This window comes from Paraburkholderia sp. HP33-1 (assembly GCF_021390595.1).
Classification (GTDB): domain Bacteria; phylum Pseudomonadota; class Gammaproteobacteria; order Burkholderiales; family Burkholderiaceae; genus Paraburkholderia.
On sequence record NZ_JAJEJR010000001.1, the window covers coordinates 2,853,998 to 2,878,710 of the forward strand.

Sequence of the window (24,713 nt, forward strand, 5' to 3'; positions counted from 1 at the left end):
GGCCATGGGCGAATTCCTTCCTGACTATCTGATCCGCGAACAGGCAGCGGTCGGCGCGCTGGTCGCGTTCGGCGTGCTGCGCATCATCGGCGCGATGCTCGCTTACGAGCGCGGATGGAGCATCGCGGTGGTCGGGAAATGCTTCATGGGCGCGGCGGTGCTGTACTGCCTGCCACAGGTCTTCCATCTGCTCACGCAGATGGCCGGCTCGCACGCGGCCGGCGCCGAACTCGAAGGCAAGGCCGCGGGCTGCGCGATCGCGCTGTTCTGCGCGCCGATTCTCGGTCATCGCCTCGGCTTCGAGTAAGCGGCCCTCAAGCATCCATCGACGGATCGCTCAAACACGCAGGCCGCGCCACGCGTTCAACCGAGCGCCGCGAACGCCGGCACGCTATGCGACAGCGCAGCCGCAACGACGAACACGCCGATTATCACGAGCGCTTCCAGATACATCACGTTGACGAAGGTGTGCGCATCCATGGTCGACGCGGTGCGACGCAGGCGCGGCAGCGCCGAGGTCCGGTTCAGCCCGCCGAGCACGAGTGCAAGCGCGACCAGCACGAGCTTCAACGTCAGCACATGCCCCCACGTGCTCGCATGGATCGCTTCAAACGAACCGCCCGAGCCGCGCACCGCATTGAAGACGCCCGACAGCAATACCAACGCGACCGCGACGATCGACACGCTCGACACCTGGGTCGCCGTGCGGATCAGCATGCCGCGCGCCGTCGATGCGCCGAGCGCCGGCAGCACCGCGAGGCCGGCGGCCATCGTGAGTCCGCCCCATACGCTCGTCGCGAGCACGTGCAGCGTCTGCATGCCGATCGCGGCAGAGACGACGCCGGAATCGGCTGCATGACCAAGCGACGCCTTGCCCGCCGCTATCGCGAGCACCGCGAGCCACAGCAGGGTGTTACGCAGCATGCCCGAGCCGTGGTTCAGCGCGGTGCCGAGCAGCACCAGCGCGCCGCCGAACGCGAGACTCCAGCCGTAGCCGACATGCGTTTGGGTCAGCACGGTCGGCACCACGCCGAACGCGGCGGGCAACGCGACGCCACTCATCGACGCCGCCTGATACAGCAGCCAGCCGAGATCGGCAAGTACCAGCACGATGGTCGCCGTGAGCATCGACCGTTGCGCGCGCATCCAGCCGGGGCGCGCTGGCGACGTGCCGAGTCGTCCGTCCTTCGCGAGCCATGCGCCGAGCAGCGCCGAGCCGACGGCGAAGCCGAACGCGACGTTCATGAGCGCGGCCATTGCGACCTGCCCGATCCACAGTCCGTCGAAGTTCATTTGACGTTGAACGCGAAGTCGCCTTGCGTACGATGGCCGTCGGTGGCCACCGCGATCCAGTGCACCGCATAGCGGCCGCTCGTCAGTTGCGGCAGCGCGAGGCGCATCACGCGGGCGTCCGCGCTATCGACCGCCGACGTACTCGTCGTCGCGGGCTTGCCGCTGGTACCGGCGAGCGTGATCCTGCTGAACGCGGGCTCGAGCGGCTCGGTGAAATGGATCGTCACGTCGGCGGGCGCGACGGCGTCGGCGTTCGCGGCCGGCACGCTCGAGATCAGATGCGCATGCGCGAACGCGGTGGACGACATGGCCAGCGCCACCGCGCCGGACATCAACGCACGCAGCGTCGACGAGGAAAAATCGAATAGCTTCATGTAAGGCCGATAGCGGATGAGAACGAATGGAACATGGCCGGACCGGCGAGGCGCGTCGTCTCCACGACGGCCGGCGAGCCCGGAAGTGTACGCTTCGATGGCGCGCGCGGGGATCGGTTCAACCTGGCTTGACCACGACACATGAATCAGGAGAAGTCCGAAATCGGCACATCGCGACACACTGTCGCATGGCGGTCACACCTGGAACCGTCTCTAATGCGGCAAATGGTCACCATCACCCTTCGATGATAGAATGCTGCGTCGCCGCAGCGACGGCTGTCCTTCACACCGAGCCGCCCGAAGTTCGGTCAGGTCCCCGATTCTGATGGAGTTACGCGTGTCTTCAAGACGCCTCTTCCGCCCGTTGCTTGCCATTCTGTTGATCGGCACCGCGGGTGTCTATAGCGCTGCGAAAGCGCAGACTCAACCGAAGGCCCCTGACACGATGGAAGCGCGCGTGCAAGGCTGCACAGCCTGCCACGGCACACATGGGCAAGGTACCGACAACGACTACTTCCCGCGCCTCGCGGGCAAGCCGGCGGGATATCTGTTCAATCAGTTGCAGAACTTCCGTGAAGGGCGCCGCAAGTACCCGCCCATGAACTACCTCGTCACGTATCTCTCCGACGACTACCTGCATCAGATCGCCACCTTCTTCTCGCAGCAGCGCCCGCCGTATCCGACGCCGGCCAGGCCGACGGTATCGGCCGCCACGCTCGCGCGCGGTCAGCAGATCGTGCTGCAAGGTGATGCATCGAAGCAGGTGCCCGCTTGCGCGGCTTGCCACGGCAAGGCGCTGACCGGTATGGAACCGGCGATCCCGGGTCTCGTCGGTCTGCACTCCGACTACATCAGCGCGCAACTCGGCTCATGGCGCTCGGGCACGCGTCGCGCCATCGCGCCGGACTGCATGCACACGATCGCCACGCGCCTTAGCGACGAAGACGTGAACGCGGTCGCGGCCTGGCTTTCCACGCAGCAGGCTCCGCAAAACCCCGTGCCGGCTCCGGCCCGCTCCTTGAAGACTCCGCTTGCCTGCGGCAGCGAACCGCAATAAGGCGCCGGGAGAGACATTCAAATGAAACGCAAGTCTTTGTTCGCCCTCTCGGCAGTCATCGTGGTCGCGGCTGCCGCACTCGTTCCCGTCCTGTGGTCGGGCGGCGACAATCTGCATGGCAGCGGCGCGGCCGTGGCGGCAACGCCCGCGGACCAGGCCGACCTGATCAAGAAGGGCGAGTACCTCGCCCGCGCCGGCGACTGTATCGCCTGCCACACGGTGCGCGGCGGCCAGCCGTTCGCGGGCGGCCTGCCGATGGCCACGCCGTTCGGCACGATGTTCACGCCGAACATCACGCCGGACGACCAGTACGGCATCGGCAAGTGGACTCAGGACGACTTCTATCGCGCGATGCACACGGGCCGCTCGAAGGACGGCAGCCTGCTCTATCCGGGCTTCCCGTTCACGAGCTACACGAAGGTCACGCGCGCCGACTCCGACGCGATCTATGCGTACCTGCGCTCGGTCGCGCCGGTCAACGTGCCGAGCCGTCCGCACGAACTGAAGTTCCCGTTCAACCAGCGCAACATGCTGATCGGCTGGCGCACGCTGTTCTTCCGTGAAGGCGAGTTCAAGCCGGATCCGACCAAGTCGGTCGAATGGAACCGCGGTGCGTATCTGGTCGAAGGCCTCGGCCACTGCGGCATGTGCCACACGTCGATCAACGCGATGGGCGGCCCGGTCAGCTCGGCGGCTTTCGCGGGTGGTCTGATTCCGCTGCAGAACTGGTATGCGCCGTCGCTGACGTCGAACCGTGAAGCCGGCCTCGGCGACTGGGAGCTGCAGGACATCGCCGATCTGCTCAAGACCGGCGTGTCGAGCCGCGGCGCGGTGTTCGGTCCGATGGCCGAAGTGGTTCACAACAGCTTGCAGTATTTGTCGGCCGAAGACATCAACGCGATGGCGACGTACCTGAAGACGATTCCGCAGAAGAGCGAAGCACCGGAACCGCTGCAGCTCGAAACCTCGGAAAAGTTTGGCGGCGAACTGTTGAAGCAAGGTCAGAAGATCTACGGTGACAAGTGCGCGAAGTGCCACGCGGACAATGGTCTCGGCATGCCACCGGCGTTCCCGCCGCTCGCGAACAACCCGTCGATCCAGATGCCGTCGGCGGTCAACCCGATCCGCATGGTGCTGAACGGTGGTTATCCGCCGAGCACGGACGCGAACCCGCATCCGTACGGCATGCCGCCGTTCGCACAGGCTCTGTCGAATCAGGAAGTGGCGGCGGTCGTGACGTACATCCGTATGTCCTGGGGCAACCACGGCACGGCCGTGTCGCCGCAGCAAGTGGCCGACCTGCGTTCGGCACCGCTCGACTAAGCAGCGTCCGACGCACCCCGGGCGCGGCCTGCGAATTTCGCGGCCGCGCCCTTCGTTTTTTCAAGACCGGTATCATATGGGTCCGTTTGTGTTAGTGGCCACCCTCGGGTGACCGTGCAGGAGGAAGGAGCCGTGCCCGTTGGTGAGCGCTTGAACAGCATTACCCATCTCGTCGGCGCCGTGCTGTCGGTGGTGGGGCTGGCGACGCTCGTCACGATGGGCGCACTCGCCGGCGACGCGTACAAGGTGGTGAGCTTCAGCGTGTATGGTGCGATGCTGTTCGTGCTGTATGCGATCTCGACGCTGTATCACAGCGTGAGCCATCCGCGTCTGAAGGCGATTCTGCAGAAATGCGATCATTCGGCGATCTACCTGCTGATCGCCGGCAGCTACACACCGTTCACGCTCGTCACCTTGCGTGGACCGTGGGGCTGGTCGCTATTCGGCGTGAGCTGGGGGCTTGCCGCCCTCGGCATCGTGCAGGAACTCACGCTCGGGCGACGCACCCGCAGCGTGTCGATGGTGCTGTATGTGTTGATGGGATGGCTCGCGCTCGTAGCCGTCCGCCCGCTGGTGGAGGCATTGCCAGCCGCGGGTACCGCGTGGCTCGTGGCCGGCGGCGTCATCTATAGCGCCGGCATCTATTTCTTCATCAACGACGAGCGCATCCGCCACGGACATGGTATCTGGCACCTGTTCGTACTGGCGGGCAGTCTGTGTCAATTCGTCAGTGTCGCGCGCTATGTCGCGTGACATTCCACGGCGACGAAATGCAACTTAAGGCCAGTCGACGTGTCTGCATAGCGCGTTGAAACATCCGGCACATCTGTGAGCGTGCCGCCGATTTCTCCGTGAACGGAACCGGGCTTCGGCCTCGCACACGCCATCCTGGCGTGTCGATGCCGCGCTGGTTTTTCCGCGTTGGGGTCCGTTGCCCCCGCTGGACCGTTCGCGAAACTGCATTGCAAAGAGCTTTTATGTCTTTTGATTCCCTCGGCTTGTCCGAACCGCTGGTCCGCGCTGTCAATGAACTTGGCTACACCAGCCCGACTCCGATCCAGACTCAGGCGATCCCCGCCGTGCTCAATGGCGGCGACCTGCTCGCCGGCGCGCAGACCGGCACCGGCAAAACCGCCGGCTTCACGCTGCCGATCCTGCAGCGTCTGAATTCGATGCCGCCGGCCGCCGGCGGCAAGCGCGTAGTGCGCGCGCTGATCCTCACGCCGACGCGCGAACTCGCCGCCCAGGTCGAAGAAAGTGTGCGTGCGTACGGCAAGTACCTGAAGCTGAAGTCGACCGTGATGTTCGGCGGCGTCGGCATCAATCCGCAGATCGACGCATTGAAGCGCGGCGTCGATATCGTCGTCGCGACGCCGGGCCGTCTGCTCGATCACATGCAGCAGAAGACCATCGACCTGTCTCATCTCGAGATCCTCGTGCTCGACGAAGCGGACCGCATGCTCGACATGGGCTTCATCCACGACATCAAGCGCGTGCTCGCGAAGCTGCCGCCGAAGCGCCAGAACCTGCTGTTCTCGGCGACTTTCTCCGACGAGATCAAGACGCTCGCCGACAGCCTGCTCGACTCGCCGGCGCTGATCGAAGTCGCGCGCCGCAACACGACGGCCGAAACGGTCGCGCAGAAGATTCATCCGGTCGATCGCGACCGCAAGCGCGAGCTGCTCACGCATCTGATTCGTCAGCACAACTGGTTCCAGGTGCTCGTGTTCACGCGCACCAAGCACGGCGCGAACCGCCTCGCCGAGCAGCTGACGAAGGACGGCATCAGCGCGCTCGCGATTCACGGCAACAAGAGCCAGTCCGCGCGCACGCGCGCGCTCGCCGAGTTCAAGGACGGCACGCTGCAGGTGCTGGTCGCGACCGACATCGCGGCACGCGGCATCGATATCGATCAGCTGCCGCACGTGGTCAACTTCGATCTGCCGAACGTGCCGGAAGACTACGTGCACCGCATCGGCCGCACGGGTCGCGCGGGCGCGACGGGCGAGGCGGTGTCGCTCGTGTGCGTCGATGAACTGCAGTTGCTGAAGGACATCGAGAAGCTGATCAAGCGTCCGGTCCCACAGGAAGTCATCGCCGGATTCGAGCCGGACCCGACCGCGAAGCCGGAGCCGATCCAGCGACGCGGCCAGGGCGGCGGCGGACGTTCGCCGCGCCAGGAACAAGGCGCTGGGCGCCGTGGCGGGGCAAGTGCGGGCGGTGCTGGTGGTGGCGCTTCGGCCAAACCGGCTCAAGGCTCCGGTCAGCGTACGGGACAAGGCACGGGTGAGCGCTCGGGCCAGCGTCCGTCGAACGGTCAGCCCGCGCCGCGCTCGCAAGGCGCGAAGCCGGCCGGCAACGGCGGCCAGCCGCGTCGCGATGCGCAGCGTCACGACGACCGGCCGCGTACCGCAGCGCCTGAGGGCAGCGCCGCGCACCATGCGCCGCGCAAGCCGCAGGGCAATCGTTCGCACAACGGCAATCCGGGCGCGTTGCTCGGCGGCGGTGTCAAGCGCAACGATGCGCCGCGTGGCGCGCAACCGTCGCGCAACGGCGAGCGCGGCCGTTAAGCGTCGCCGTGCCTGAAGGCTGCCGCTGTATCAGCCGTTAGTGCTTCTCTGCTCGAAGACTAACGGCTGCTCGCGGCGGCGGCCCGCTTCAAATGCTCGACCTGCTGTTCCCATCGCTCGAGCACCGCACTCCCCTCTCCTTGCAATTCGAAAGTGACGCCGCCGGTCAGGCGCGCATAACGGACGCTTTGCGCTTCCGCCGTGTCGATCGCGCCGAGCAGATAGACGAGACCGCTGTCGTCGCCGTCAACGCCGGGCAACGGCGCGACACGCAACTGCACCTGATAGAACTCCGCATCACAGACGAAGCTCAGCGCCGCGCGTCCGCTTTGCGCGATCGCGCGCGTCGCTCGGGCTTGCGGCCATAGCGCGATGCACAGCGTGCGTGAGTCGGGTACATAGAGTTCTCCGACGCTCAGCAGCGATGTGCGCACGTGGCCGTTCGCATCGACAGTCAGCAGCGAGGCCGTGAAGCCCGCCTTATCAGCAAGCGACGCCCCGTCGAAGAGCGCACGCACGTTGGACGGCCATTCGTCGAATACGGTCTGTTCGAGCGGACGCGCGGATGCGGAGGAATCGCTCATGGCATCGATCCATTCGAAGTGGTCAATAAGGCTCAATCATGCCTCGAAAGAACCAAAGCCCGCATGAGCGGACTTTGGTTCGCTTCGTCAGGTCGTTGCAACTGCATCCGGCTGATGAATGCCGCAACGATCGATCGCTCAGCGAAAGAACACGTGCTGCGTGATCTTCGCGAGCGGGTAATGCACGCCCGGTTGAATGCGCGCCGGCAGCTGTAGCGGCTTGAGCAGCATCTTCACGCACATGTCGGCAGACAGATTGCGCCGCACCAGGGTAGTGATGCGGGCCGCGCGCTCGCGGTTATACGCGAAGTCGTGCACGCGCTCCGGATAGCGAATCGCGAACACGTGCCGCAACGCGATCTCCGAATCTTCGTTCTTGATTTCCATCACGCGACGCATCAACGCGCCGAGCACCGCGAGCCGGCCATTGCCTTCGATGCGGTTGTACTTCTTGAAGTATTTGAAAAAGTGCTTGTAGTGACGGACTTCGTCGGTGCGGATGTTGTCGGTGATCTGCTTGAGCACCGGCTCGTCCGAGCACTCGTTGATCGCGCGATACAGCGTCGCGGTACCCGTTTCGACGACGCAACGCGCGACCATCTCGAGCGCGCGGGTCTTTTCGAAATCCTCGACCGAGCACGTGAGCGAATACTCGCCCATGAAATTACGGAACGCGGTGTCCCAGTCGAACTCCGGCCACACATATCCGATATAGGTCTTCAGCGCCCGGCCGTGCTGCATTTCCTCAGGCTCCCACTCGTCGTTGAGCCAGGCAGAGACCTCGGGATCGCCGTTGAAAAACGTACTCAGATTGCTGGTATAGAGATCGGTGCCGCTTTCGATGAACGAAGCCGCACACAGCAACAGCAGCAGGTCTTCGTTGACGGCGGCCTTCTGCCGGTCAATGCGCGTCAGATCGATGTCCTCGATCCGCCAGGGCATGACATGGTTCAGCTCTGTTTGCATCGTGTCTTGCTCCCATGCTGTACCGGCCGGTGGAGCCACTCGCAACTGCCCCCCGCGCTCGCCGTGATGTTTCTCCGTGCCGGATACAACGCCGTGAATTAGAGTTGGGCCCTCGTACTCTGCATGTTAGCCGGAGATATCCGGGCATGCAGATCACACAGCACAGACCATGCCGCATCAACGCAGTTCCGACTGCAAGATAGTCGAAATCTTCCAACGTATTCAACGAAGTGCGCAAGGCGGAAAAAAACCCGTTCAAACGGCTGGCTTTCTGGACAGACGTCCGGTCCGGCGGGCTTGTCGGCCCTGGCGGGCGTCCGCGTCCTCAGGCAGGTTGTACGTCGCCCGACACGGGACGCACGCGACGCATACGCAGCGCGACGATGATCAGCGACACGCCCGAGAGCACCGCCGCAAGCAGCACGTAATAACTTGGCGCGAGTTTGTCGCCGGTCAAATGAATGAAGGTTTCGACGATGGTCGGCGCGAAGCCGCCGAAGATCGTCACGCCGAGGCTGTAACCGATCGAAAGACCGGTCGAGCGCACCTGGGTTGGGAAGATCTCCGACATCAGCGCGGGCATCGGCCCCGAGTAAGCGGCCTTGAACATACCGGCGACGCCTTGCAGCACGAGCAGCCAGCCAATCGTCGGATGAGTCTGCAGCCACGCGAACATCGGATAAATCAGTAGACCCAGCAGGATCGACGTCGTCAGCATGATGCGAATGCGGCCGATGCGATCTGACAGCGCGCCCATGATCGGCGAGAAGATGAACTGCATACCGCCGTTCAGCACGACTACGCCGAACGACGCGGCCGCCGCCATATGCAGCTGCTTGACCGCGTAGAGCGGCATGTAGAGCTGCAGCACGTACACGCCGACGGTCGACTGCGCGACGATGCCGATCGTGAGCAGCAGGTTGACCCACTGATTGGAGAACGACGCGTCCTTCGTCTCGCTCACGACCTTGCGCTCGCCAGCCGCCTCGCTGGCCGCGCGCTCTTCACGCAACGCGAGGAATTCGGGCGTCTCGTCGAGATGCGAGCGGATGTAGTAGCCGACCGGCCCGAGCAGCAGACCAAACACGAACGGCAAGCGCCAGCCCCAGCTATTCAGATGCTCGGCCGGCAGCCATGCGCTCAGGAGCGAACCGAAGGCCGCCGCGGTGATCGCCGCGAGACCCTGGCTCGCGAACTGCCAGCTCGCGTAATAGCCGCGACGCGACGCGCTGTGCTCGACCATGAACGCGGTCGCGCTGCCGAACTCACCGCCGACCGCGAAGCCCTGCACGAGCCGGGCGAACAGCACCAGCAGCGGCGCCGCGAGACCGACCGACGAAAACGGCGGCATCACCGCCATCGTGAAGGTACCGACCATCATCAGCGCGATGGCGAGCGTGAGCGCCGCCTTGCGGCCCTTGCGGTCGCCGTACACGCCGAGCACGACCGCGCCGAGCGGACGCATCAGGAACGAGATGCCGAACGTGGCGATTGCGAGCAGCGTCGAGAGCCACTCGTCCTGCATCGGGAAGAACTGTTTCGCAATGATCGTCGCGAAGTAGCCGTAGACCAGGAAGTCGAACCACTCGAGCGCGTTGCCAATCGACGACGAGAAAACGATCCGCCGCACCATCGCTTTCGAAAGCGGCGCGGCGCGAGGCGAAGCGATCGTCGAATGCAACGCGGGAGTGTTCATGGTGGTCTCCTGTTTGTCTACTGTTGCGGACCTCGGCTCAGCGTGTTGCGGTGTTGCGACCTAGAAACCGGCGGCGAGCCCGTCGCGGCGGCTGTCGCTGGCTGCCACGTAGCCGCGTTCCGGCTCGTTGCGATCGAGCTTCCAGATGAACTGGCCGGAGCCGAAGTCCATGTACGGATCGTCGACCGACTTGATCGTGTGGCCGAGCTTCTGCAAGCCCTCGGTGGTCTTCGGATCGAGCGTCGACTCGATATCGACCGTGAAGTCGTGGTTGACCTTCCAGCGCGGCGCATCGCACGCGGCCTGCGGCTGCTGACCGTAGTCGAGCATGCGCACTACCGTTTGCAGATGGCCTTGCGGCTGCATGTCGCCGCCCATCACGCCGAAGCTCATCACCGCTTCCTGCCGACCGTTCACCTGCTGCGTGAGGAACGCCGGGATGATCGTGTGGAACGGCCGCTTGCCGCCCTCGACGACGTTCGGCGAGTTCGGATCCATCGAGAAGCCGCAGCCGCGGTTCTGCAGCGCGATACCGCTGTCCGGCACCACGACGCCCGAGCCGAAGCCCATGTAGTTCGACTGGATGAAGCTGACCATCATGCCGCTCTCGTCCGCCGCCGACATGTAGATCGTGCCGCCCGCCTTCGGCATGCCGAAGTTGAAGTGCGTCGCGCGCTTGGGATCGATCAGCTTCGCACGCGACGTGAGATAAGCGTCGTCGAGCATCTGCTCGGGCGTGACTTCCATCGAACGCGGATCAGCGACGTAGCGATACACGTCGGCAAACGCGAGCTTCATCGCTTCAATCTGCAGATGCTGCGACTCGACGCTGTCGACCTTCAGCGACTTCACGTCGAACTTCTCGAGAATGCCGAGCGCAACCAGCGCCGCGATGCCCTGGCCGTTCGGCGGAATCTCATGCACGGTGTAGCCGCGATAGTCCTTGCCGATCGGCTCGACCCAGTCCGCGCGGTAGTTGCGCAGATCGTCGGCGCTCAGCGCGCCGCCGCCTTCGCGCGCGAACGCGGCGATACGCTCGGCGATCTCGCCTTCGTAGTACGCGCGCGGGCCTTGCTCGGCGAGTTGACGCAGCGTCTTTGCGTGACCGGGGAAGCGCACCAGTTCGCTGACTTCAGGCGCGCGGCCGCGCGGCATGAAGGTCTGTGCGAAGCCCGGCTGATCCTTCAGTTCCGGCACGGCAGCCGCCCATTTGTACGCGACGACGCTCGCCACCGCGTGACCGCGCTCCGCGATCTCGATGGCCGGCTCCATCAGGTCGGCGAACGGCAGCTTGCCGAACTTCTGATGCAGCGCTTCCCAGCCGGCGATCACGCCGGGCACCGTGACCGCGTCCCAGCCGCGCTTCGGCTGCTTCGCGAGGCCGTTTTCCTCGCCGTATTTGCGCTTGAAGTATTCGACGTTCCATGCGGCCGGCGACACGCCCGACGCGTTCAGACCATGCAGCTTCTTGCCGTCCCACACGAGCGCGAACGCATCGCCGCCAAGGCCGCACGACACCGGCTCGACGACCGTGATCGCGGCGGCGGCCGCGATGGCCGCATCGACGGCATTGCCGCCCTTCCACAGCATACGCAGCCCGGCCTGCGCGGCGAGCGGATGCGAGGTCGAGACGATATTGCGTGCGAATACGGGCAGACGTTGTGTCGGATAGGGGTTTTGCCAGTTGAAGCCAGTCATGTCGAACACTCTCGAAAGCGTGGCCCGGCACGCAAAAGTCGCCGGACATCGTGGGAAAGGTTGTAAAGCAAGTAAATCGTGGAACCCAGGATTGCATCGCGAAGCGGGGCAAAAAACAAATTCATTTATCAAATGAATAAATGCGCGATGCATCTGAATGGCGGGGTCGAAGCAGGTTTGAAACCTTGCCGTGAAGTTTAGGCGGATTGCGCCCGTTAGCGGGCGAGGGGCCCGATGGTCTTACAATAGCGACAGCCGCGTTCGGCGACGGACCGCGCCGATACAACAGCCACGACACGAGACACATGACACGAGACCCCCGCCTGACTCTCAACGCCCGGCAACAGGAATTGCTGGAGTGGGTGCAACGCGACGGCTTCGTAACCGTGGACGACCTCGCGAGCCATTTCGACGTCACACCGCAGACGATCCGCCGCGACGTCAACTGGCTCGCCGATATGAACCTGCTGCGCCGCTATCACGGCGGCGCCAGTCTGCCGACCAGCTCCGAGAACGTCTCCTACACCGCGCGGCAGCGGATGTTCCATGAAGAGAAACGACGCATCGCGGCACTCGTGGCCACTCACATTCCCGATCAGGCGTCGCTGTTCATCAACCTCGGCACGACTACCGAGGAAGTCGCGCGTGCGCTGAACCGCCACCGCGGACTGCGCGTGGTCACGAACAATCTGAACGTCGCAAGCATGATGAGCGGCTACCCGGATTGCGAGGTGCTGGTGACGGGCGGCATCGTGCGGCCATGGGACAAAGGCATCGTCGGCGAACTGGCGATCGACTTCATCCGGCAGTTCAAGGTCGATTTCGCGATCATCGGCACGTCGAGCATCGAAACGGACGGTACGCTGCGCGATTTCGACACGCGCGAGGTGCGTGTCGCCGAGGCGATCATCGAGCACGCGCGCACCGTGTTCCTCGCTGCCGATCACTCAAAGTTCGGCCGCCCGGCACTAGTTCGCCAGGGACATCTGGAACAGATCGATGCGCTGTTTACCGACGCAGCCCCGCCCGCCGACATGACCGAGGCGCTGAGCGCCGCCAATTGTCAAATCTATATCGCCGGATAATGCCAGGCGTTCTCCGCCATGCTGCGGTGCACGCAAAACTTCGCGTGAAATCAAGAATCTGGCTGCGGGGCCGGACCGCCAATCGCGCAGCGAATTGTCAAATGGAAAATTTACGGGCACCAGGTTGGCGTTTCATCGGTGCTCGCCTACACTCCAGTTCCCCAACGTGCGTTGCGAGTTTCGCACGGCGTCGGTTGTGTGAATCTGTCGTGTAAGCCGTACCTCCCGCCCTGATCCTTTAGCGGACCCCGACCCGGCCTGCCGGTCGACTGTATGGGTTGTCCGCGATTGCCTGACATGGAGAGAACGATGCTGAGTCCGCATGAATTCGCCACGTTGTTGCTCGTCAAGGACGCCCCCCACCAGGTCGATATGGACCGACAAGAACTCGATGCGTTGCTCGAACGCCAATTGGTGCAACTCGAACGCCTCGCATCGGGCAATGAAGAATGGCGCGTCACGGAAACCGGCGACACCGCGTTGCGGGCCATCAAACGTTATTCCTGAGTTTCTCCGGCAGTCGATTCGAGAGTCGTTGGCGGCGTGCTCGCGCCGCCTTGGCGCACGCCCCGCGCGCTCCCCTCTTGCGACTTCGCCTCACCCGATTCGCATAACGACGGCCGCCTTCGCGGCCTTTTATTGTGCGCGGCTCATTTACACAGTAAATTCACGCGACGGACTCCCCGCCCTCGCATATGCCCAAGACGCTCTCCGCCGACGACATCCAGCAGTTTCGCGAAGCCATGCGGCGTGTCGCCGAAAATGCCTTCGCGACACGCGGCGCGCAGGGCGTAACGATGCGCGAGCTGGCGAAGGAGCTCGGCTGCAGCGCGATGACTCCCTATCGCTATTTCCGCGACAAAGACGAAATTCTGGCGATGGTCCGCGCCGCCGCGTTCAACCGGTTCGCCGCGCGCCTCGAAGCGGCCGCGCAAAGCATCCCCATGGATGCCCCCGCGATCGATCACAGCGCCGTCAGCCGGGCCTACGTCGCCTTCGCGCTCGACGAACCGCACGCCTACCGTTTGATGTTCGACCAGACGCCGCAGCAGCAAGGCGCTTACCCTGAACTGGCCGACGCGTCGCGGCGCGCATGGCAGCTGCTGGAAGCGCATTTCGAGCGGCTCGTCGAAGCGGGCATTCTCGAAGGCGATCCGCGCCTGATCGGCTACGCGTACTGGACGAGCCTGCACGGTTTCACGATGCTCGCGCTCGCGAACCAGTTGCCGCCGTCGGCGGCGCAACAGGCCCCTTCTGCTGCGGACGGCGCCCAACAGCCGTCGCGCGAAGCGGTGTTCGCGCAGATTTTGCGCATGCTGTGGCGCGGAGCGTTGGCGCAGCGCGCGTAAATCTGTGCGCCGCTCACCCGGCACGCAAGGTCGAATCGACACTCGCACGCCAGCTGATTGCCCTTGCGCGCTGCTCGTTGAAGAACTCGACCCACTGGTTACGCACCTTCGGATCGCTGCTCGTCGCCTCGCTGGCATGGCGCTGCGCAATCGACGCCTGGAACGCGCAGAAGTCCTCCTTCGACAGCCGCCCGCGCCGGTTCGCCACATAGGCGTCGAAGAACGTCTCGTAGACGACCTGCGCGTCGGGGCCGTAGTCGACGATCTGCGGCGAGCACATCTGCTGCAACGCATCGAACGACGGCGCGCCCCTCGTCCCCTCCAGGCTCGGCGTGCTCACGCATCCCGCCAGAAGCACCGCCGCGCCGATCATCAAAAGTCCACGCATACATCACCTCGAAATGGCTGCTGACGAGAGTATCGTCCGCGGCTATGCGTTGCGCCACTCCCTCGCCATACGGCCAGGATTGGTTCGGATAGAGTGAACTTTACTTTTTCGAATATGTTCATTAGAGTTCGCAAACGAACATGGTGCGTTCGATTTGCTTTCCAACTCACTTCCAGATTCGATGCAAAGGACTCAGCAGGTGGCGCAAGGCACGAACTACGATTTGCTCGTCGTGGGCGGCGGGATCAACGGCGCCGGCATCGCCCGCGACGCGGCCGGTCGCGGCCTGTCGGTGCTGCTGTGCGAGCAGGACGATCTGGCCGCGCACACGTCGTCGGCGAGTACCAAGCTGATTCACGGCGGCCTGCGCTACCTCGAGTACCGTGAGTTCGGGCTCGTGCGCAAGGCGCTGCAGGAACGCGAAACGCTGCTACGTGCGGCGCCGCATATCATGTGGCCGCTGCGCTTCGTGATGCCGCATATGCCGGACCTGCGCCCCGCCTGGCTGATCCGGGCGGGTCTGTTCCTCTACGACCATCTGGCCAAACGCGAGCTGCTGCCGGGTTCGCGCGGCATCGTGATGAGCCGGCATCCCGCCGGCGCGCCGCTCGTCGATTCGATCAAGCGCGGCTTTGTATATTCGGATGGCTGGGTCAACGACGCGCGCCTCGTCGTGCTGACCGCGCTCGACGCGCACGAGCGCGGCGCGACGATCCTAACGCGCACGAAGCTGGTCAAGGCCGAGCGCGCCAATGGCGAGTGGCGCGCGCGACTGCAGCGCGCGGACGGCACGACGCTCGACGTGCGCGCCGCCGCGATCGCCAACGCGGCGGGCCCGTGGGTCGGCGAGCTGCTGAAAGGCGCTCTCGGCCGGCCGGCGTCGCACAGCGTGCGGCTCGTCAAGGGCAGCCACATCGTTACGCGGCGCCTGTTCGAGCACGACCATGCGTACATCTTCCAGAACCCGGACAAGCGGATCATCTTTGCGATTCCGTACGAGCACGACTACACGCTGATCGGCACGACCGACCTCGAATATCGCGGCGACCCGTCGCAGGTCGCGATCGACGCGAACGAAACGCAGTACCTGTGCGATTCGATCAACCGCTACTTCAGGCAGAAGATCTCCCCCGCCGACGTGCGCTGGAGCTATTCGGGCGTGCGCCCGCTGCTGGAGGACGAGAACGCGGACAATCCGTCGGCGGTCACGCGCGACTACTCGCTCGAACTCGACGCGCCCGCGAACGAGGCGCCGCTGCTGTCGGTGTTCGGCGGCAAGATCACGACCTTTCGCAAGCTCGCCGAGCAGGCCGTCGACACGCTCACCGAGGCACTGCGACACGGTGCGCCCGCGTGGACCGCCGGCGCGCCGCTGCCGGGCGGCGACATCGCGCAGGCGAACTTCAATCGCTTCCTCGGTGAGTTCTCGCGCGAGCATGCGTGGCTTCCGGCGTCGCTCGCGCACCGGCTCGCGCGCGCGTATGGCACGCGGGCGAATCGCGTGATCGGCCCGGCACGTTCGCGCGCCGAGCTCGGCCGCGAGTTCGCGCCGGGACTGCACGAAGCCGAGCTGGTCTATCTGCGCGATACCGAATGGGCGCTCAGCGCCGAGGACGTGCTGTGGCGACGCTCGAAGCTCGGCCTGCATCTCGAGCCGGGCACGCTCGAGCAGGTCACGCGCGACATCGACGCGTGGTTCGCGCGCGAGCCGGCGCAGCAGAGCGCGTAGGCGGCGCGCCACCCGCACCCACGCGCCGCGCTTCGGCCACCCACTGCAGGTTCGGCTGGACGGCTCCGGCACGCACCCTCACACTATGGCGGCCCGCTCATAACAACACGCCGTTCCCATCGCCGGCCAGCAATCCGGCGATCCGTAACACGCATGGAGAAGAGACAATGCAGGATCAGTACGTCCTCGCGCTTGACCAAGGCACCACCAGCTCGCGCGCGATGCTGTTCGACCGGCGCGGCAACGTCGTGTCGATCGCGCAGAAGGAATTCCAGCAGATCTACCCGCATCCGGGCTGGGTCGAGCACGACCCGCAGGAAATCTGGTCGACGCAGGCCGGCGTCGCCGCCGAGGCCGTCACGCGCGCCGGCATGAACGGCACGTCGATCGCGGCGATCGGCATCACGAACCAGCGCGAAACCACCATCGTGTGGGATCGCGAAACCGGCCATCCGATCTACAACGCGATCGTCTGGCAGGACCGCCGTACCGCCGACTTCTGCGACGAACTGAAGGCGCAGGGGCTCGAAGCGAGCGTACGCGCGAAGACCGGTCTGCCGATCGACTCGTATTTCTCGGCGACCAAAATCCGCTGGATTCTCGACAACGTCGAAGGTGCGCGCGAAAAAGCGCGTCAGGGCCGGCTCGCGTTCGGCACCGTCGATAGCTGGCTCATGTGGAATTTCACGAAAGGCGCGCTGCACGTCACCGACGTGACCAACGCTTCGCGCACGATGCTGTTCAACATCCACATGCTGAAGTGGGACGACGAGCTGCTCGCCGCGCTCGACATCCCGCGAAGCATGCTGCCGGACGTGCGGCCGTCGTCGGAGGTGTACGGACTGACGGTGACCACCGTGTTCGCGTCGAAAATTCCGCTCGCGGGCATCGCCGGCGATCAGCACGCGGCACTGTTCGGCCAGATGTGCACCGAGTCCGGCATGGTGAAGAACACCTACGGCACCGGCTGCTTCCTCGTGATGAACACGGGCGAGAAACCGATCGAATCGAAGAACAATCTCATCACGACGATCGCTTGGCAGATCGGCGAGCGGATCGACTATGCGCTCGAAGGCAGCATCTTCATCGGCGGCGCGGTCGTGCAGTGGCTGCGCGATGGCCTCGGCATCATCAAGAACGCGGCGGAAATCGAAACGCTCGCGCGCGGCGTGCCGCATTGCGACGGCGTGTACCTCGTGCCCGCGTTCGCCGGTCTCGGCGCACCGCACTGGAACGCGCATGCGCGCGGCACGCTGTTCGGCGTCACGCGTGGCACCACGTCGGCGCACATCGCGCGCGCCGCGCTCGATTCGATCGCGTATCAATCGCTCGACGTGCTGACGGCCATGGAAGCCGACTCGGGCATTCGCATCGGCGAGTTGCGCGTGGATGGCGGCGCCTGCGCGAACAATCTGCTGATGCAGTTCCAGGCCGACATTCTCGGCGTCGACACGGTGCGACCGCAGGTGTCGGAGACGACCGCACTGGGCGCCGCGTATCTGGCCGGGCTTGCGGTCGGCTACTGGAAGGACATCGACGAATTGAAAAGCCAGTGGAAGCTCGAGCACCGCTTTACCCCGGCGCTGCCGCATGCGGAGGTGAAGACGTGTCTCGAAGGCTGGCAGCGCGCGATTCGCGCGGCGAAGGCCTGGGCCGATACGCCGTAAGGCGGCGCATTCGTCCGGTTTGGCGCGGCGCGAAGGCCCGCGTCCGAAAGCACGTATGATGGCGCTTTTTCACCGCGGCGCGCGGGCCCGCAACCCGTCGCCCGAGCGCTTTGCGCTTAACGTTTTTCAGGCATGATCGACCACCTCATCTGTGACTGCGACGGCGTGCTCGTCGACAGTGAAGTCATCGCCGATCGCGTGATGTTCGACACGCTGACGGCCACCTTCCCCGGCCTCGATTTCGCCCCCGTCGTCAAAACCGCGTTCGGCCAGCAGACGTCGCGCTTTCTCGCCGGCCTCGAAAAGCAGTTCGACATTACGCTGCCCGCGAACTTCCTCGATACGATCGAGCACAACGTCGAGCTCGCGCTCGCCGCGTCGCTCGGTCCGATCCACGGCGTGCGCGACGCGCTGCAACGCGTGACGCTACCGGCCGCGGTCGTCTCGAACAGCCGCTTGACGCGCGTGAGCGCTTCGGTGCGGCGCGCGGGTTTGCAGCAGATCTTCGGCGAGCGCGTGTTCAGCGCCGAGCAGGTCGCGCGGCCGAAGCCCTATCCCGACGTCTATCTGTTCGCGGCCAGCACGCTCGGGGTCGAGCCGGCGCGCTGCCTCGTCGTCGAAGACAGCGTCGCGGGTCTGAACGCGGCGCGCGCAGCCGGCATGAAGACGATCGCGTTCGTCGGCGCGAGCCATATTCCGGACGGCTACGCGGATGCGCTGCGCGCGATGGGCATCACGCGGATCATGAAGCACATGGATGAGCTGCCGGCGCTCATCGAGGCGGGCGTGCGCGGCGAGTTTGGCGACGTGCAGTCGTAGCGGTTTCCGCAAGGCGAAAAAAAGCCGGTTCTTCTTCTGAAGAACCGGCTTTTTGCATGATGGCGTCAAGCGCCGCTCGATGGATGGCCCGTCAAGCCTCGACCATCGCGCCCTCGCGCACCTGCGCGAGCGCCTCGCGAAACTCGACCAGCTCGGCGATCGTCAGCATCGGCAGATTGTGTTGCGCGGCAAAGCGTTCGACGTCCGCGCCGCGCGTCATCGTGCCGTCGGCGTTCATCAGTTCGCACAGCACGCCAGCCGGCTTCAGGCCCGCGAGGATCGCGAGATCGACGGTGCCTTCGGTGTGGCCGCGCCGCGCGAGCACGCCGCCGGGCATCGCGCGCAGCGGGAACACGTGACCAGGGCGCACGATGTCGGCGGGCTTCGCCGTATCGGCGATCGCGGCACGGATCGTCGTCACGCGATCCTGCGCCGACACGCCGGTGCTGACGCCTTCGCGCGCCTCGATCGACACCGTGAACGCGGTGCCGTGACGGCTTTCGTTGTTGACGGCCATCGGCGGCAGTTCGAGCGCACGGATCTTGTCGTCGGGCAGGCACAGGCACACGATGCCGCTGCATTCGCGGATCAGCAGCGCCATCGTTTCGACCGACAGGCGCTCGGCCGCGACGATCAGATCGGCTTCGTTCTCGCGGTCGTGGTCGTCCTGCAGCACCACGGCGCGACCCTCGCGCAGCGCCTGCAAGGCGGCGGCGATACGCGGCGGAACGGCTTCGGCGGCAAGCAGCGGGAGATCGGCGAAGGCATCGTCTGCAATCGTCGACGGAGCGGGAAAAGTAGCAAAAGACATGGTTGAAACGCTCATCGCAAAAGTTGGGCGAGAAACGTTTCAGGGCATTGCAAACAGACTGAGACGCGCCGCCGGGCGCCGCACGAAAGCGGGCGCTCATCTGCCGCCTCAGCTACAGGCGGCGTCGCGGAACGCACAGAACTATCTGCACATCTTCTTCCATCCGGACTATGACCGTCGGCTCTGGCTTCTGACCAGATCTGCTGACCCCGCCGCTGTCTCCAACACTTCGAAGACCGCACGATGCGGGCGCTCGCGGGCTTGCCGGCTCGCGCTGTCGCGCTGCCGGCCTACCGCCGGTGGGGAATTTCACCCCGCCCTGAAGACGCACTGATTGCCGGTTCGACCGGCGGGCGAAGCATACAACAGTCGCGCCTGAGTTGCAGCGCGACACACAAAGACCCTACTCGTGGCGGTTGACCTGGATCAACGCCCTGACCTGCGCCTGAACCTCGAACGCCGTCGATCCTCAACCCGACACGCCTGCGCGCGCGGCTTCATCACGTGCGACGCCTGCCGCCGGCACGTCCCAGCGCGGCGGCGTCTCCGCCCGCAGCGTCACGCGAAACGCGCGCGCCTCGGTGTCGCCGGGATTGCGCAGGCTGTGCGGCTGGTCGGCGTCGAACACGATCGCGTCGCCGGTGGCGAGCAGCTGACGCTGGTCGTGCACGCTGACTTCGAGCGTGCCGTCGCTGACCACCAGATTCACCGTCGTGCCCGGCGCGCGGCGGATGCCCGCTTCGGTGTGGAGCGGCGCGATACGCAGCTCGTGAAACTCGGCGGCGATCGGCTCGTCGTCGGGATAGAGCGGCCGCGCCGAGTACCGCCCGTTCGCGCTGACCACGCGCACCGAGCGCTCGGCCGGCAGATGCTCGAAGCCATTGGTCGCGTGACGCCGCAGGAACGCCGCCACCGATACCTTCAGCGCCGCCGCCACCTTGCACAGCACCTTGATCGACGGCACGCTGCGCGCCGACTCGATCTGCGCGAGCATCGCGCGCGACACGCCGGATGCACGCGCCAGCGCGTCGAGCGAAAGCTGCCGTTCGGCACGCAGCCGCGCCAGATTCACGCCGACCAGCTGTTCGAGCGCATCGAAGGGTTCGGCGCAGCGCGGCGCCGCGTCGCTATCGGCCTGCGCCGAGGGATCGCGAACCAGTGCGAGCGGGGAATGCATATTGGCCTCCAGAGCGCCGGCGGGGGACGCAAGAGCAGTAAGTGGAAGCAAGATAGCATCGGCTTTCGCCGCGCCCAACGAAGTTATCTTCACACTGTTATCAGCATTGTGGAGGCAAGCAACTGACGACTCACGCGCGCTTCGCGCACGTGTCGGATGAGCTGAAAAGCTTGCTGGGACTGCCGCCGGTCCGGCCGATGAGCACCAAAACCCCCGTAGCGTGAAGGGCTATAATATGCAGTTACGCTGCAAAGACACGTGCAAGCCGGCCGCCACGCGCCGCGCAACCCCGCGCCGCAGCCTCCTTCACCTTTTTACGACGCCCCCAGGTTAACCACTGCGACCGGCGAAATTCGATGACCAAGAAAGTTTATGTAAAGACCTTTGGCTGCCAGATGAACGAGTACGACTCCGACAAGATGGTCGACGTGCTCGGCGCCGCTGAAGGACTCGTCAAGACCGACACGCCGGAAGACGCCGACGTGATCCTGTTCAACACCTGCTCGGTGCGCGAAAAAGCCCAGGAAAAGGTCTTTTCCGACCTCGGCCGCGTGCGCGAGCTGAAGGACGCGAATCCGGATCTGATCATTGGCGTGGGTGGCTGCGTTGCCAGCCAGGAAGGCGCATCGATCGTCGCGCGCGCGCCGTACGTCGACATCGTGTTCGGTCCGCAAACGCTGCACCGCCTGCCGCAGATGATCGACGAGCGCCGCGCCAGCGGCCGTGCGCAGGTCGATATTTCGTTCCCCGAAATCGAGAAGTTCGATCACCTGCCGCCGGCGCGCGTCGAAGGCCCGAGCGCATTCGTGTCGATCATGGAAGGCTGCAGCAAGTACTGCAGCTACTGCGTCGTGCCGTACACGCGCGGCGAGGAAGTATCGCGTCCGCTCGACGACGTGCTGACCGAAATCGCCGGCCTCGCCGACCAGGGCGTGCGCGAAGTCACGCTGCTCGGCCAGAACGTCAACGCCTATCGCGGCGCGCTCACAATCGGCTCGACCGAGATCGCCGACTTCGCGACGCTGATCGAATACGTCGCGGACATCCCCGGCATCGAGCGGATCCGTTATACGACGTCGCATCCGAAGGAATTCACGCAGCGCCTGATCGACGCCTACGCGAAGGTGCCCAAGCTCGTCAGCCACCTGCATCTGCCGGTGCAACACGGCTCCGACCGCATCCTGATGGCGATGAAGCGCGGCTACACCGTGCTCGAGTACAAGTCCGTGATCCGCAAGCTGCGCGCGATCCGCCCGGACCTGTCGCTGTCGACGGACATGATCGTCGGCTTCCCCGGCGAGACCGACGAGGACTTCGCGAAGATGATGGCGCTCGTCGACGAGATGAAGTACGACACGAGCTTCTCGTTCATCTACAGCCCGCGCCCCGGCACGCCGGCCGCGAACCTGCACGACGACACGCCGCGCGAGGTCAAGCTCAAACGCCTGCAACACTTGCAGGCCACGATCGAAGAGAACGTGCAGCGCATCAGCAATGCGATGGTCGGCAAGGTCGAGCGCATTCTGGTCGAGCGCCCGGCGCGCAAGGACCCGAACGAACTCGCCGGCCGCACCGAGAACAACCGCGTCGTCAATTTCCCGGCGCCGGTCGCCTCGCATGCACGGCTGATCGGTCAGATGGTCGACGTGAAGATCGTGCACGCGTACCCGCACTCGCTGCGTGGCGAACTCGTGATGGTTCACGACGACAGCGCCGCCGCGACGCACTGAACGACATTCTGAGTACCAACCGACAGGATCGACTCACCGCCTTGAAGACCACTCAGCAGCATCTGGAATTCACCGCACCGCGCGAAGACAACGCGCGGCTCGCCAACCTCTGCGGACCGCTCGACGAAAATCTGCGGCAGATCGAGCAGGCGCTCGACGTGACCCTGCAGCGCCGTGGCCACCGCATCACGATCCGCGGGCGCGGCGCGAAACTCGCGCTCACCGCGCTCGAAAACTTCTACAACAACGCACGCGAGCCATTGTCGGTCGACGACATCCAGCTTGCGCTCGTCGAAGTGCGCCACCCGGCGCGCCACCGCCCGAACGGCAACGGCAATGGCAATGGCAATGGCAAGGGCGACGGCGACGGCGAACCGCGCTTCGCGGGCAACCCCGACCATCCGTTCGACCAGCCCGTCGATGCCAATGCGAGCGAAGACGACTTCGAGGAATACGGCCCGAAGCTGTACACGCGACGCGCGGATCTGCGCGGCCGCACCCCGGCGCAGCGCGAGTACCTGAAGCAGATCGTGTCGCACGACGTCACGTTCGGCGTCGGTCCGGCCGGCACCGGCAAGACCTACCTCGCGGTGGCCTGCGCGGTCGACGCGCTCGAGCGCGACCAGGTCAAGCGCATCGTGCTCACGCGCCCCGCGGTCGAAGCGGGCGAGCGGCTCGGCTTTTTGCCGGGCGATCTCGCACAGAAGGTCGATCCGTATCTGCGTCCGCTGTACGACGCGCTGTACGACCTGCTCGGCTTCGACAAGACCGCGAAGATGTTCGAGCGGCAGATGATCGAAATCGCACCGCTCGCGTACATGCGCGGCCGCACGCTCAATCACGCGTTCATCATCCTCGACGAGGCGCAGAACACGACGCCCGAGCAGATGAAGATGTTCCTCACGCGGATCGGCTTCGGCTCGAAGGCGGTCGTCACCGGCGACACGACCCAGGTCGACCTGCCGCGCGGTCACAAGAGCGGTCTGATCGAAGCGCAGCAGGTGCTCGCGAACGTGCGCGGCATTGCGCTCACGCGCTTCACGAGTGCGGACGTCGTGCGGCATCCGCTGGTCGCGCGAATTGTGGAGGCGTACGATGCGCATGCGCAGAAAACGCCGGCTTCGGTCGATCCGCGCTGAGCGATGCGCCTCGCGGCCCGAGGCGCAACCAGCCACACCGCAAAAAAACGCTTAAGCCACGAACGCCACGCACAGAAACCGCATGACCCGCACCCCGAAACTGACGTTGAACCTGCAATTCCCCGCCGCCAAAGCCTGGCCGGAACACAAGGCGCTGCTGCCCCGAGCGACGGTGGCCGGCTGGATCAAGGCTGCGCTGTTCGCGGATGGCGAACTGACGGTGCGGTTCGTCGATGCCGAAGAAGGCCGCACGCTGAACCGCACCTATCGCGGCAAGGATTACGCGACCAACGTGCTGACCTTCGCCTACGCCGAATCGGAAGATGACCCGGTCACGGGCGATCTGATCCTGTGCTGTCCGGTGGTCGAAAAGGAAGCCGCCGAGCAGGGCAAGCCGCTCGCCTCGCATTACGCGCACCTGCTCGTACACGGCACGCTGCATGCACAGGGCTACGACCACGAGGTCGAAGAAGAAGCCGAGGAAATGGAAGCGATCGAAACCGAAATCCTTGGCAAGCTCGGCTTTCCGGACCCTTATCAATAAGCTCCCTTCTCGCGGCCCCGTCCTCTTCCACGCCAGCCCGGTCGAACCCATCGTGAGCACACCGTTCCCCGAAGCCGATACCCCCGTGCAGTGCCCGGACTACCCGCCGGTGCTCGGCGAATCGCGGCTTCTGACGGACGACGAGCTGCGCGAGTCGCTCGAATGCGCGTTGCGCGGCTGGGACCGCAAGAGCGATCTGTGGCTGTTCGGCTATGGCTCGCTGATCTGGAACCCGGGCCTGCCCACCGTCGAGGCGATGCGCTCGAAGGTGCACGGCTATCACCGCGGCCTCTATCTGTGGTCACGCGTAAATCGCGGCACGCCCGAGCAGCCCGGCCTCGTGCTCGCGCTCGATCGCGGCGGCTCATGCACGGGCATGGCGTTCCGGCTCGCCGCCGTTGGCTCGATGCCGCATCTCGAAGCACTGTGGCGCCGCGAAATGCCGATGGGCTCGTACCGTCCCGCGTGGCTGCCGTGCGTACTCGCGGACGGCCGACGTGTCGAGGCGCTCGCGTTCGTGATGCGCCGCGACGTGCCGAGTTACACCGGCAAGCTGGACGACGACATCATCCGGACCGTGCTGGGCTGCGCGAGCGGCCGCTACGGCACGACGTTCGAATACGTGAGTCGCACCGTGCACGCGCTGCGCGAAAGCGGGATACCGGACCGTGCGCTCGAAGCGCTACTCGCGCGCTGCGAGCGCACGGTGTGACC

At 65.1% G+C, this 24,713-nt stretch carries 24 protein-coding genes and 1 riboswitch; of the genes, 15 read left to right on the forward strand and 9 right to left on the reverse strand.

What is annotated here, in order from left to right; genetic code table 11:
- The first annotated feature begins 4 nt into the window (after nucleotides 1–4).
- On the forward strand, nucleotides 5–307 hold the full coding sequence (locus L0U81_RS13040; protein ID WP_233804325.1) for a hypothetical protein: 303 nt from the start codon (nucleotides 5–7) through the stop codon (nucleotides 305–307).
- 56 nt (nucleotides 308–363) lie between these two features.
- Here L0U81_RS13040 and L0U81_RS13045 read toward each other — a convergent pair whose 3' ends face one another.
- Complete coding sequence (locus tag L0U81_RS13045) at nucleotides 364–1,293, reverse strand: CopD family protein (RefSeq protein ID WP_233803258.1); 930 nt, start codon at nucleotides 1,291–1,293, stop codon at nucleotides 364–366.
- Nucleotides 1,290–1,667: a copper homeostasis periplasmic binding protein CopC gene (gene copC / locus L0U81_RS13050; protein WP_233803261.1), complete on the reverse strand. Its 378-nt coding sequence runs from the start codon at nucleotides 1,665–1,667 to the stop codon at nucleotides 1,290–1,292. Before copC ends, L0U81_RS13045 begins: the two co-directional genes overlap by 4 nt.
- A 325-nt stretch (nucleotides 1,668–1,992) precedes the next feature.
- Here copC and L0U81_RS13055 point away from each other — a divergent pair, with 325 nt between their 5' ends.
- The 4 genes from L0U81_RS13055 (at nucleotide 1,993) to L0U81_RS13070 (ending at nucleotide 6,617) form a co-directional block, all read left to right on the forward strand.
- A complete protein-coding gene (locus L0U81_RS13055; RefSeq protein ID WP_233803263.1) occupies nucleotides 1,993–2,724 on the forward strand; it encodes a c-type cytochrome in 732 nt (243 codons plus the stop codon).
- Nucleotides 2,725–2,745: 21 nt separating this feature from the next.
- Entirely contained in the window at nucleotides 2,746–4,047 is a 1,302-nt protein-coding gene (locus L0U81_RS13060) for a c-type cytochrome (RefSeq protein WP_233803265.1), read from the forward strand.
- A gap of 132 nt (nucleotides 4,048–4,179) precedes the next feature.
- Nucleotides 4,180–4,800 carry a PAQR family membrane homeostasis protein TrhA gene (gene trhA / locus L0U81_RS13065; RefSeq protein WP_233803267.1) on the forward strand — a complete coding sequence of 207 codons (621 nt, stop codon included), beginning with the start codon at nucleotides 4,180–4,182 and terminating at the stop codon, nucleotides 4,798–4,800.
- 224 nt (nucleotides 4,801–5,024) lie between these two features.
- Nucleotides 5,025–6,617, forward strand: coding sequence for a DEAD/DEAH box helicase (locus L0U81_RS13070; protein WP_233803269.1), 1,593 nt, complete (start codon nucleotides 5,025–5,027; stop codon nucleotides 6,615–6,617).
- A gap of 59 nt (nucleotides 6,618–6,676) precedes the next feature.
- On the opposite strand, the gene L0U81_RS13075 is transcribed toward L0U81_RS13070, so the two are convergent.
- The 4 genes from L0U81_RS13075 to ggt all read right to left on the reverse strand — a co-directional run bounded on the left by L0U81_RS13075 (nucleotide 6,677) and on the right by ggt (nucleotide 11,561).
- A complete protein-coding gene (locus tag L0U81_RS13075; protein WP_233803271.1) occupies nucleotides 6,677–7,201 on the reverse strand; it encodes a hypothetical protein in 525 nt (174 codons plus the stop codon).
- A gap of 138 nt (nucleotides 7,202–7,339) precedes the next feature.
- Nucleotides 7,340–8,167, reverse strand: coding sequence for a ferritin-like domain-containing protein (locus L0U81_RS13080; RefSeq protein WP_233803273.1), 828 nt, complete (start codon nucleotides 8,165–8,167; stop codon nucleotides 7,340–7,342).
- Nucleotides 8,168–8,492: 325 nt separating this feature from the next.
- Nucleotides 8,493–9,863 (reverse strand): MFS transporter, encoded by a 1,371-nt coding sequence (locus L0U81_RS13085; RefSeq protein WP_233803275.1) that lies wholly within the window; start codon nucleotides 9,861–9,863, stop codon nucleotides 8,493–8,495.
- Between the two features lie 60 nt (nucleotides 9,864–9,923).
- Entirely contained in the window at nucleotides 9,924–11,561 is a 1,638-nt protein-coding gene (ggt, locus tag L0U81_RS13090; RefSeq protein WP_233803277.1) for a gamma-glutamyltransferase, read from the reverse strand.
- 305 nt (nucleotides 11,562–11,866) lie between these two features.
- Here ggt and L0U81_RS13095 point away from each other — a divergent pair, with 305 nt between their 5' ends.
- The 3 genes from L0U81_RS13095 to L0U81_RS13105 all read left to right on the forward strand — a co-directional run bounded on the left by L0U81_RS13095 (nucleotide 11,867) and on the right by L0U81_RS13105 (nucleotide 13,995).
- Entirely contained in the window at nucleotides 11,867–12,646 is a 780-nt protein-coding gene (locus L0U81_RS13095; protein ID WP_233803279.1) for a DeoR/GlpR family DNA-binding transcription regulator, read from the forward strand.
- Between the two features lie 309 nt (nucleotides 12,647–12,955).
- Nucleotides 12,956–13,153: a hypothetical protein gene (locus tag L0U81_RS13100; protein ID WP_008919601.1), complete on the forward strand. Its 198-nt coding sequence runs from the start codon at nucleotides 12,956–12,958 to the stop codon at nucleotides 13,151–13,153.
- A gap of 188 nt (nucleotides 13,154–13,341) precedes the next feature.
- The gene (locus L0U81_RS13105; RefSeq protein WP_233803281.1) at nucleotides 13,342–13,995 is read left to right on the forward strand and encodes a TetR/AcrR family transcriptional regulator; all 654 of its coding nucleotides are present in this window, start codon (nucleotides 13,342–13,344) and stop codon (nucleotides 13,993–13,995) included.
- Nucleotides 13,996–14,008: 13 nt separating this feature from the next.
- On the opposite strand, the gene L0U81_RS13110 is transcribed toward L0U81_RS13105, so the two are convergent.
- Nucleotides 14,009–14,383: a hypothetical protein gene (locus L0U81_RS13110; protein WP_233803283.1), complete on the reverse strand. Its 375-nt coding sequence runs from the start codon at nucleotides 14,381–14,383 to the stop codon at nucleotides 14,009–14,011.
- 181 nt (nucleotides 14,384–14,564) lie between these two features.
- Between L0U81_RS13110 and glpD the strand changes: the two genes are divergently transcribed.
- From glpD to L0U81_RS13125, 3 genes are all read left to right on the forward strand, one after another.
- Nucleotides 14,565–16,112 (forward strand): glycerol-3-phosphate dehydrogenase, encoded by a 1,548-nt coding sequence (glpD, locus tag L0U81_RS13115; protein WP_233803285.1) that lies wholly within the window; start codon nucleotides 14,565–14,567, stop codon nucleotides 16,110–16,112.
- Between the two features lie 167 nt (nucleotides 16,113–16,279).
- Nucleotides 16,280–17,779, forward strand: coding sequence for a glycerol kinase GlpK (gene glpK, locus L0U81_RS13120; RefSeq protein ID WP_233803287.1), 1,500 nt, complete (start codon nucleotides 16,280–16,282; stop codon nucleotides 17,777–17,779).
- 132 nt (nucleotides 17,780–17,911) lie between these two features.
- Nucleotides 17,912–18,598: an HAD family hydrolase gene (locus L0U81_RS13125; RefSeq protein WP_233803289.1), complete on the forward strand. Its 687-nt coding sequence runs from the start codon at nucleotides 17,912–17,914 to the stop codon at nucleotides 18,596–18,598.
- 91 nt (nucleotides 18,599–18,689) lie between these two features.
- Here the strand turns inward: L0U81_RS13125 and ribB are convergent, their stop codons facing one another.
- Nucleotides 18,690–19,409, reverse strand: coding sequence for a 3,4-dihydroxy-2-butanone-4-phosphate synthase (gene ribB / locus L0U81_RS13130; protein WP_233803291.1), 720 nt, complete (start codon nucleotides 19,407–19,409; stop codon nucleotides 18,690–18,692).
- 147 nt (nucleotides 19,410–19,556) lie between these two features.
- Nucleotides 19,557–19,740, reverse strand: a riboswitch (FMN riboswitch).
- Between the two features lie 138 nt (nucleotides 19,741–19,878).
- Nucleotides 19,879–20,586: a helix-turn-helix domain-containing protein gene (locus tag L0U81_RS13135; protein WP_233803293.1), complete on the reverse strand. Its 708-nt coding sequence runs from the start codon at nucleotides 20,584–20,586 to the stop codon at nucleotides 19,879–19,881.
- 356 nt (nucleotides 20,587–20,942) lie between these two features.
- On the opposite strand from L0U81_RS13135, the gene miaB reads away from it, so the two are divergent.
- From miaB to L0U81_RS13155, 4 genes are all read left to right on the forward strand, one after another.
- Nucleotides 20,943–22,316 carry a tRNA (N6-isopentenyl adenosine(37)-C2)-methylthiotransferase MiaB gene (gene miaB / locus L0U81_RS13140; protein WP_233803295.1) on the forward strand — a complete coding sequence of 458 codons (1,374 nt, stop codon included), beginning with the start codon at nucleotides 20,943–20,945 and terminating at the stop codon, nucleotides 22,314–22,316.
- Nucleotides 22,317–22,357: 41 nt separating this feature from the next.
- Nucleotides 22,358–23,455: a PhoH family protein gene (locus L0U81_RS13145; RefSeq protein ID WP_233803297.1), complete on the forward strand. Its 1,098-nt coding sequence runs from the start codon at nucleotides 22,358–22,360 to the stop codon at nucleotides 23,453–23,455.
- 82 nt (nucleotides 23,456–23,537) lie between these two features.
- The gene (ybeY, locus tag L0U81_RS13150) at nucleotides 23,538–23,999 is read left to right on the forward strand and encodes an rRNA maturation RNase YbeY (RefSeq protein ID WP_233803298.1); all 462 of its coding nucleotides are present in this window, start codon (nucleotides 23,538–23,540) and stop codon (nucleotides 23,997–23,999) included.
- Nucleotides 24,000–24,051: 52 nt separating this feature from the next.
- Nucleotides 24,052–24,711 (forward strand): gamma-glutamylcyclotransferase, encoded by a 660-nt coding sequence (locus L0U81_RS13155; protein ID WP_233803300.1) that lies wholly within the window; start codon nucleotides 24,052–24,054, stop codon nucleotides 24,709–24,711.
- Nucleotides 24,712–24,713 lie beyond the last annotated feature (2 nt).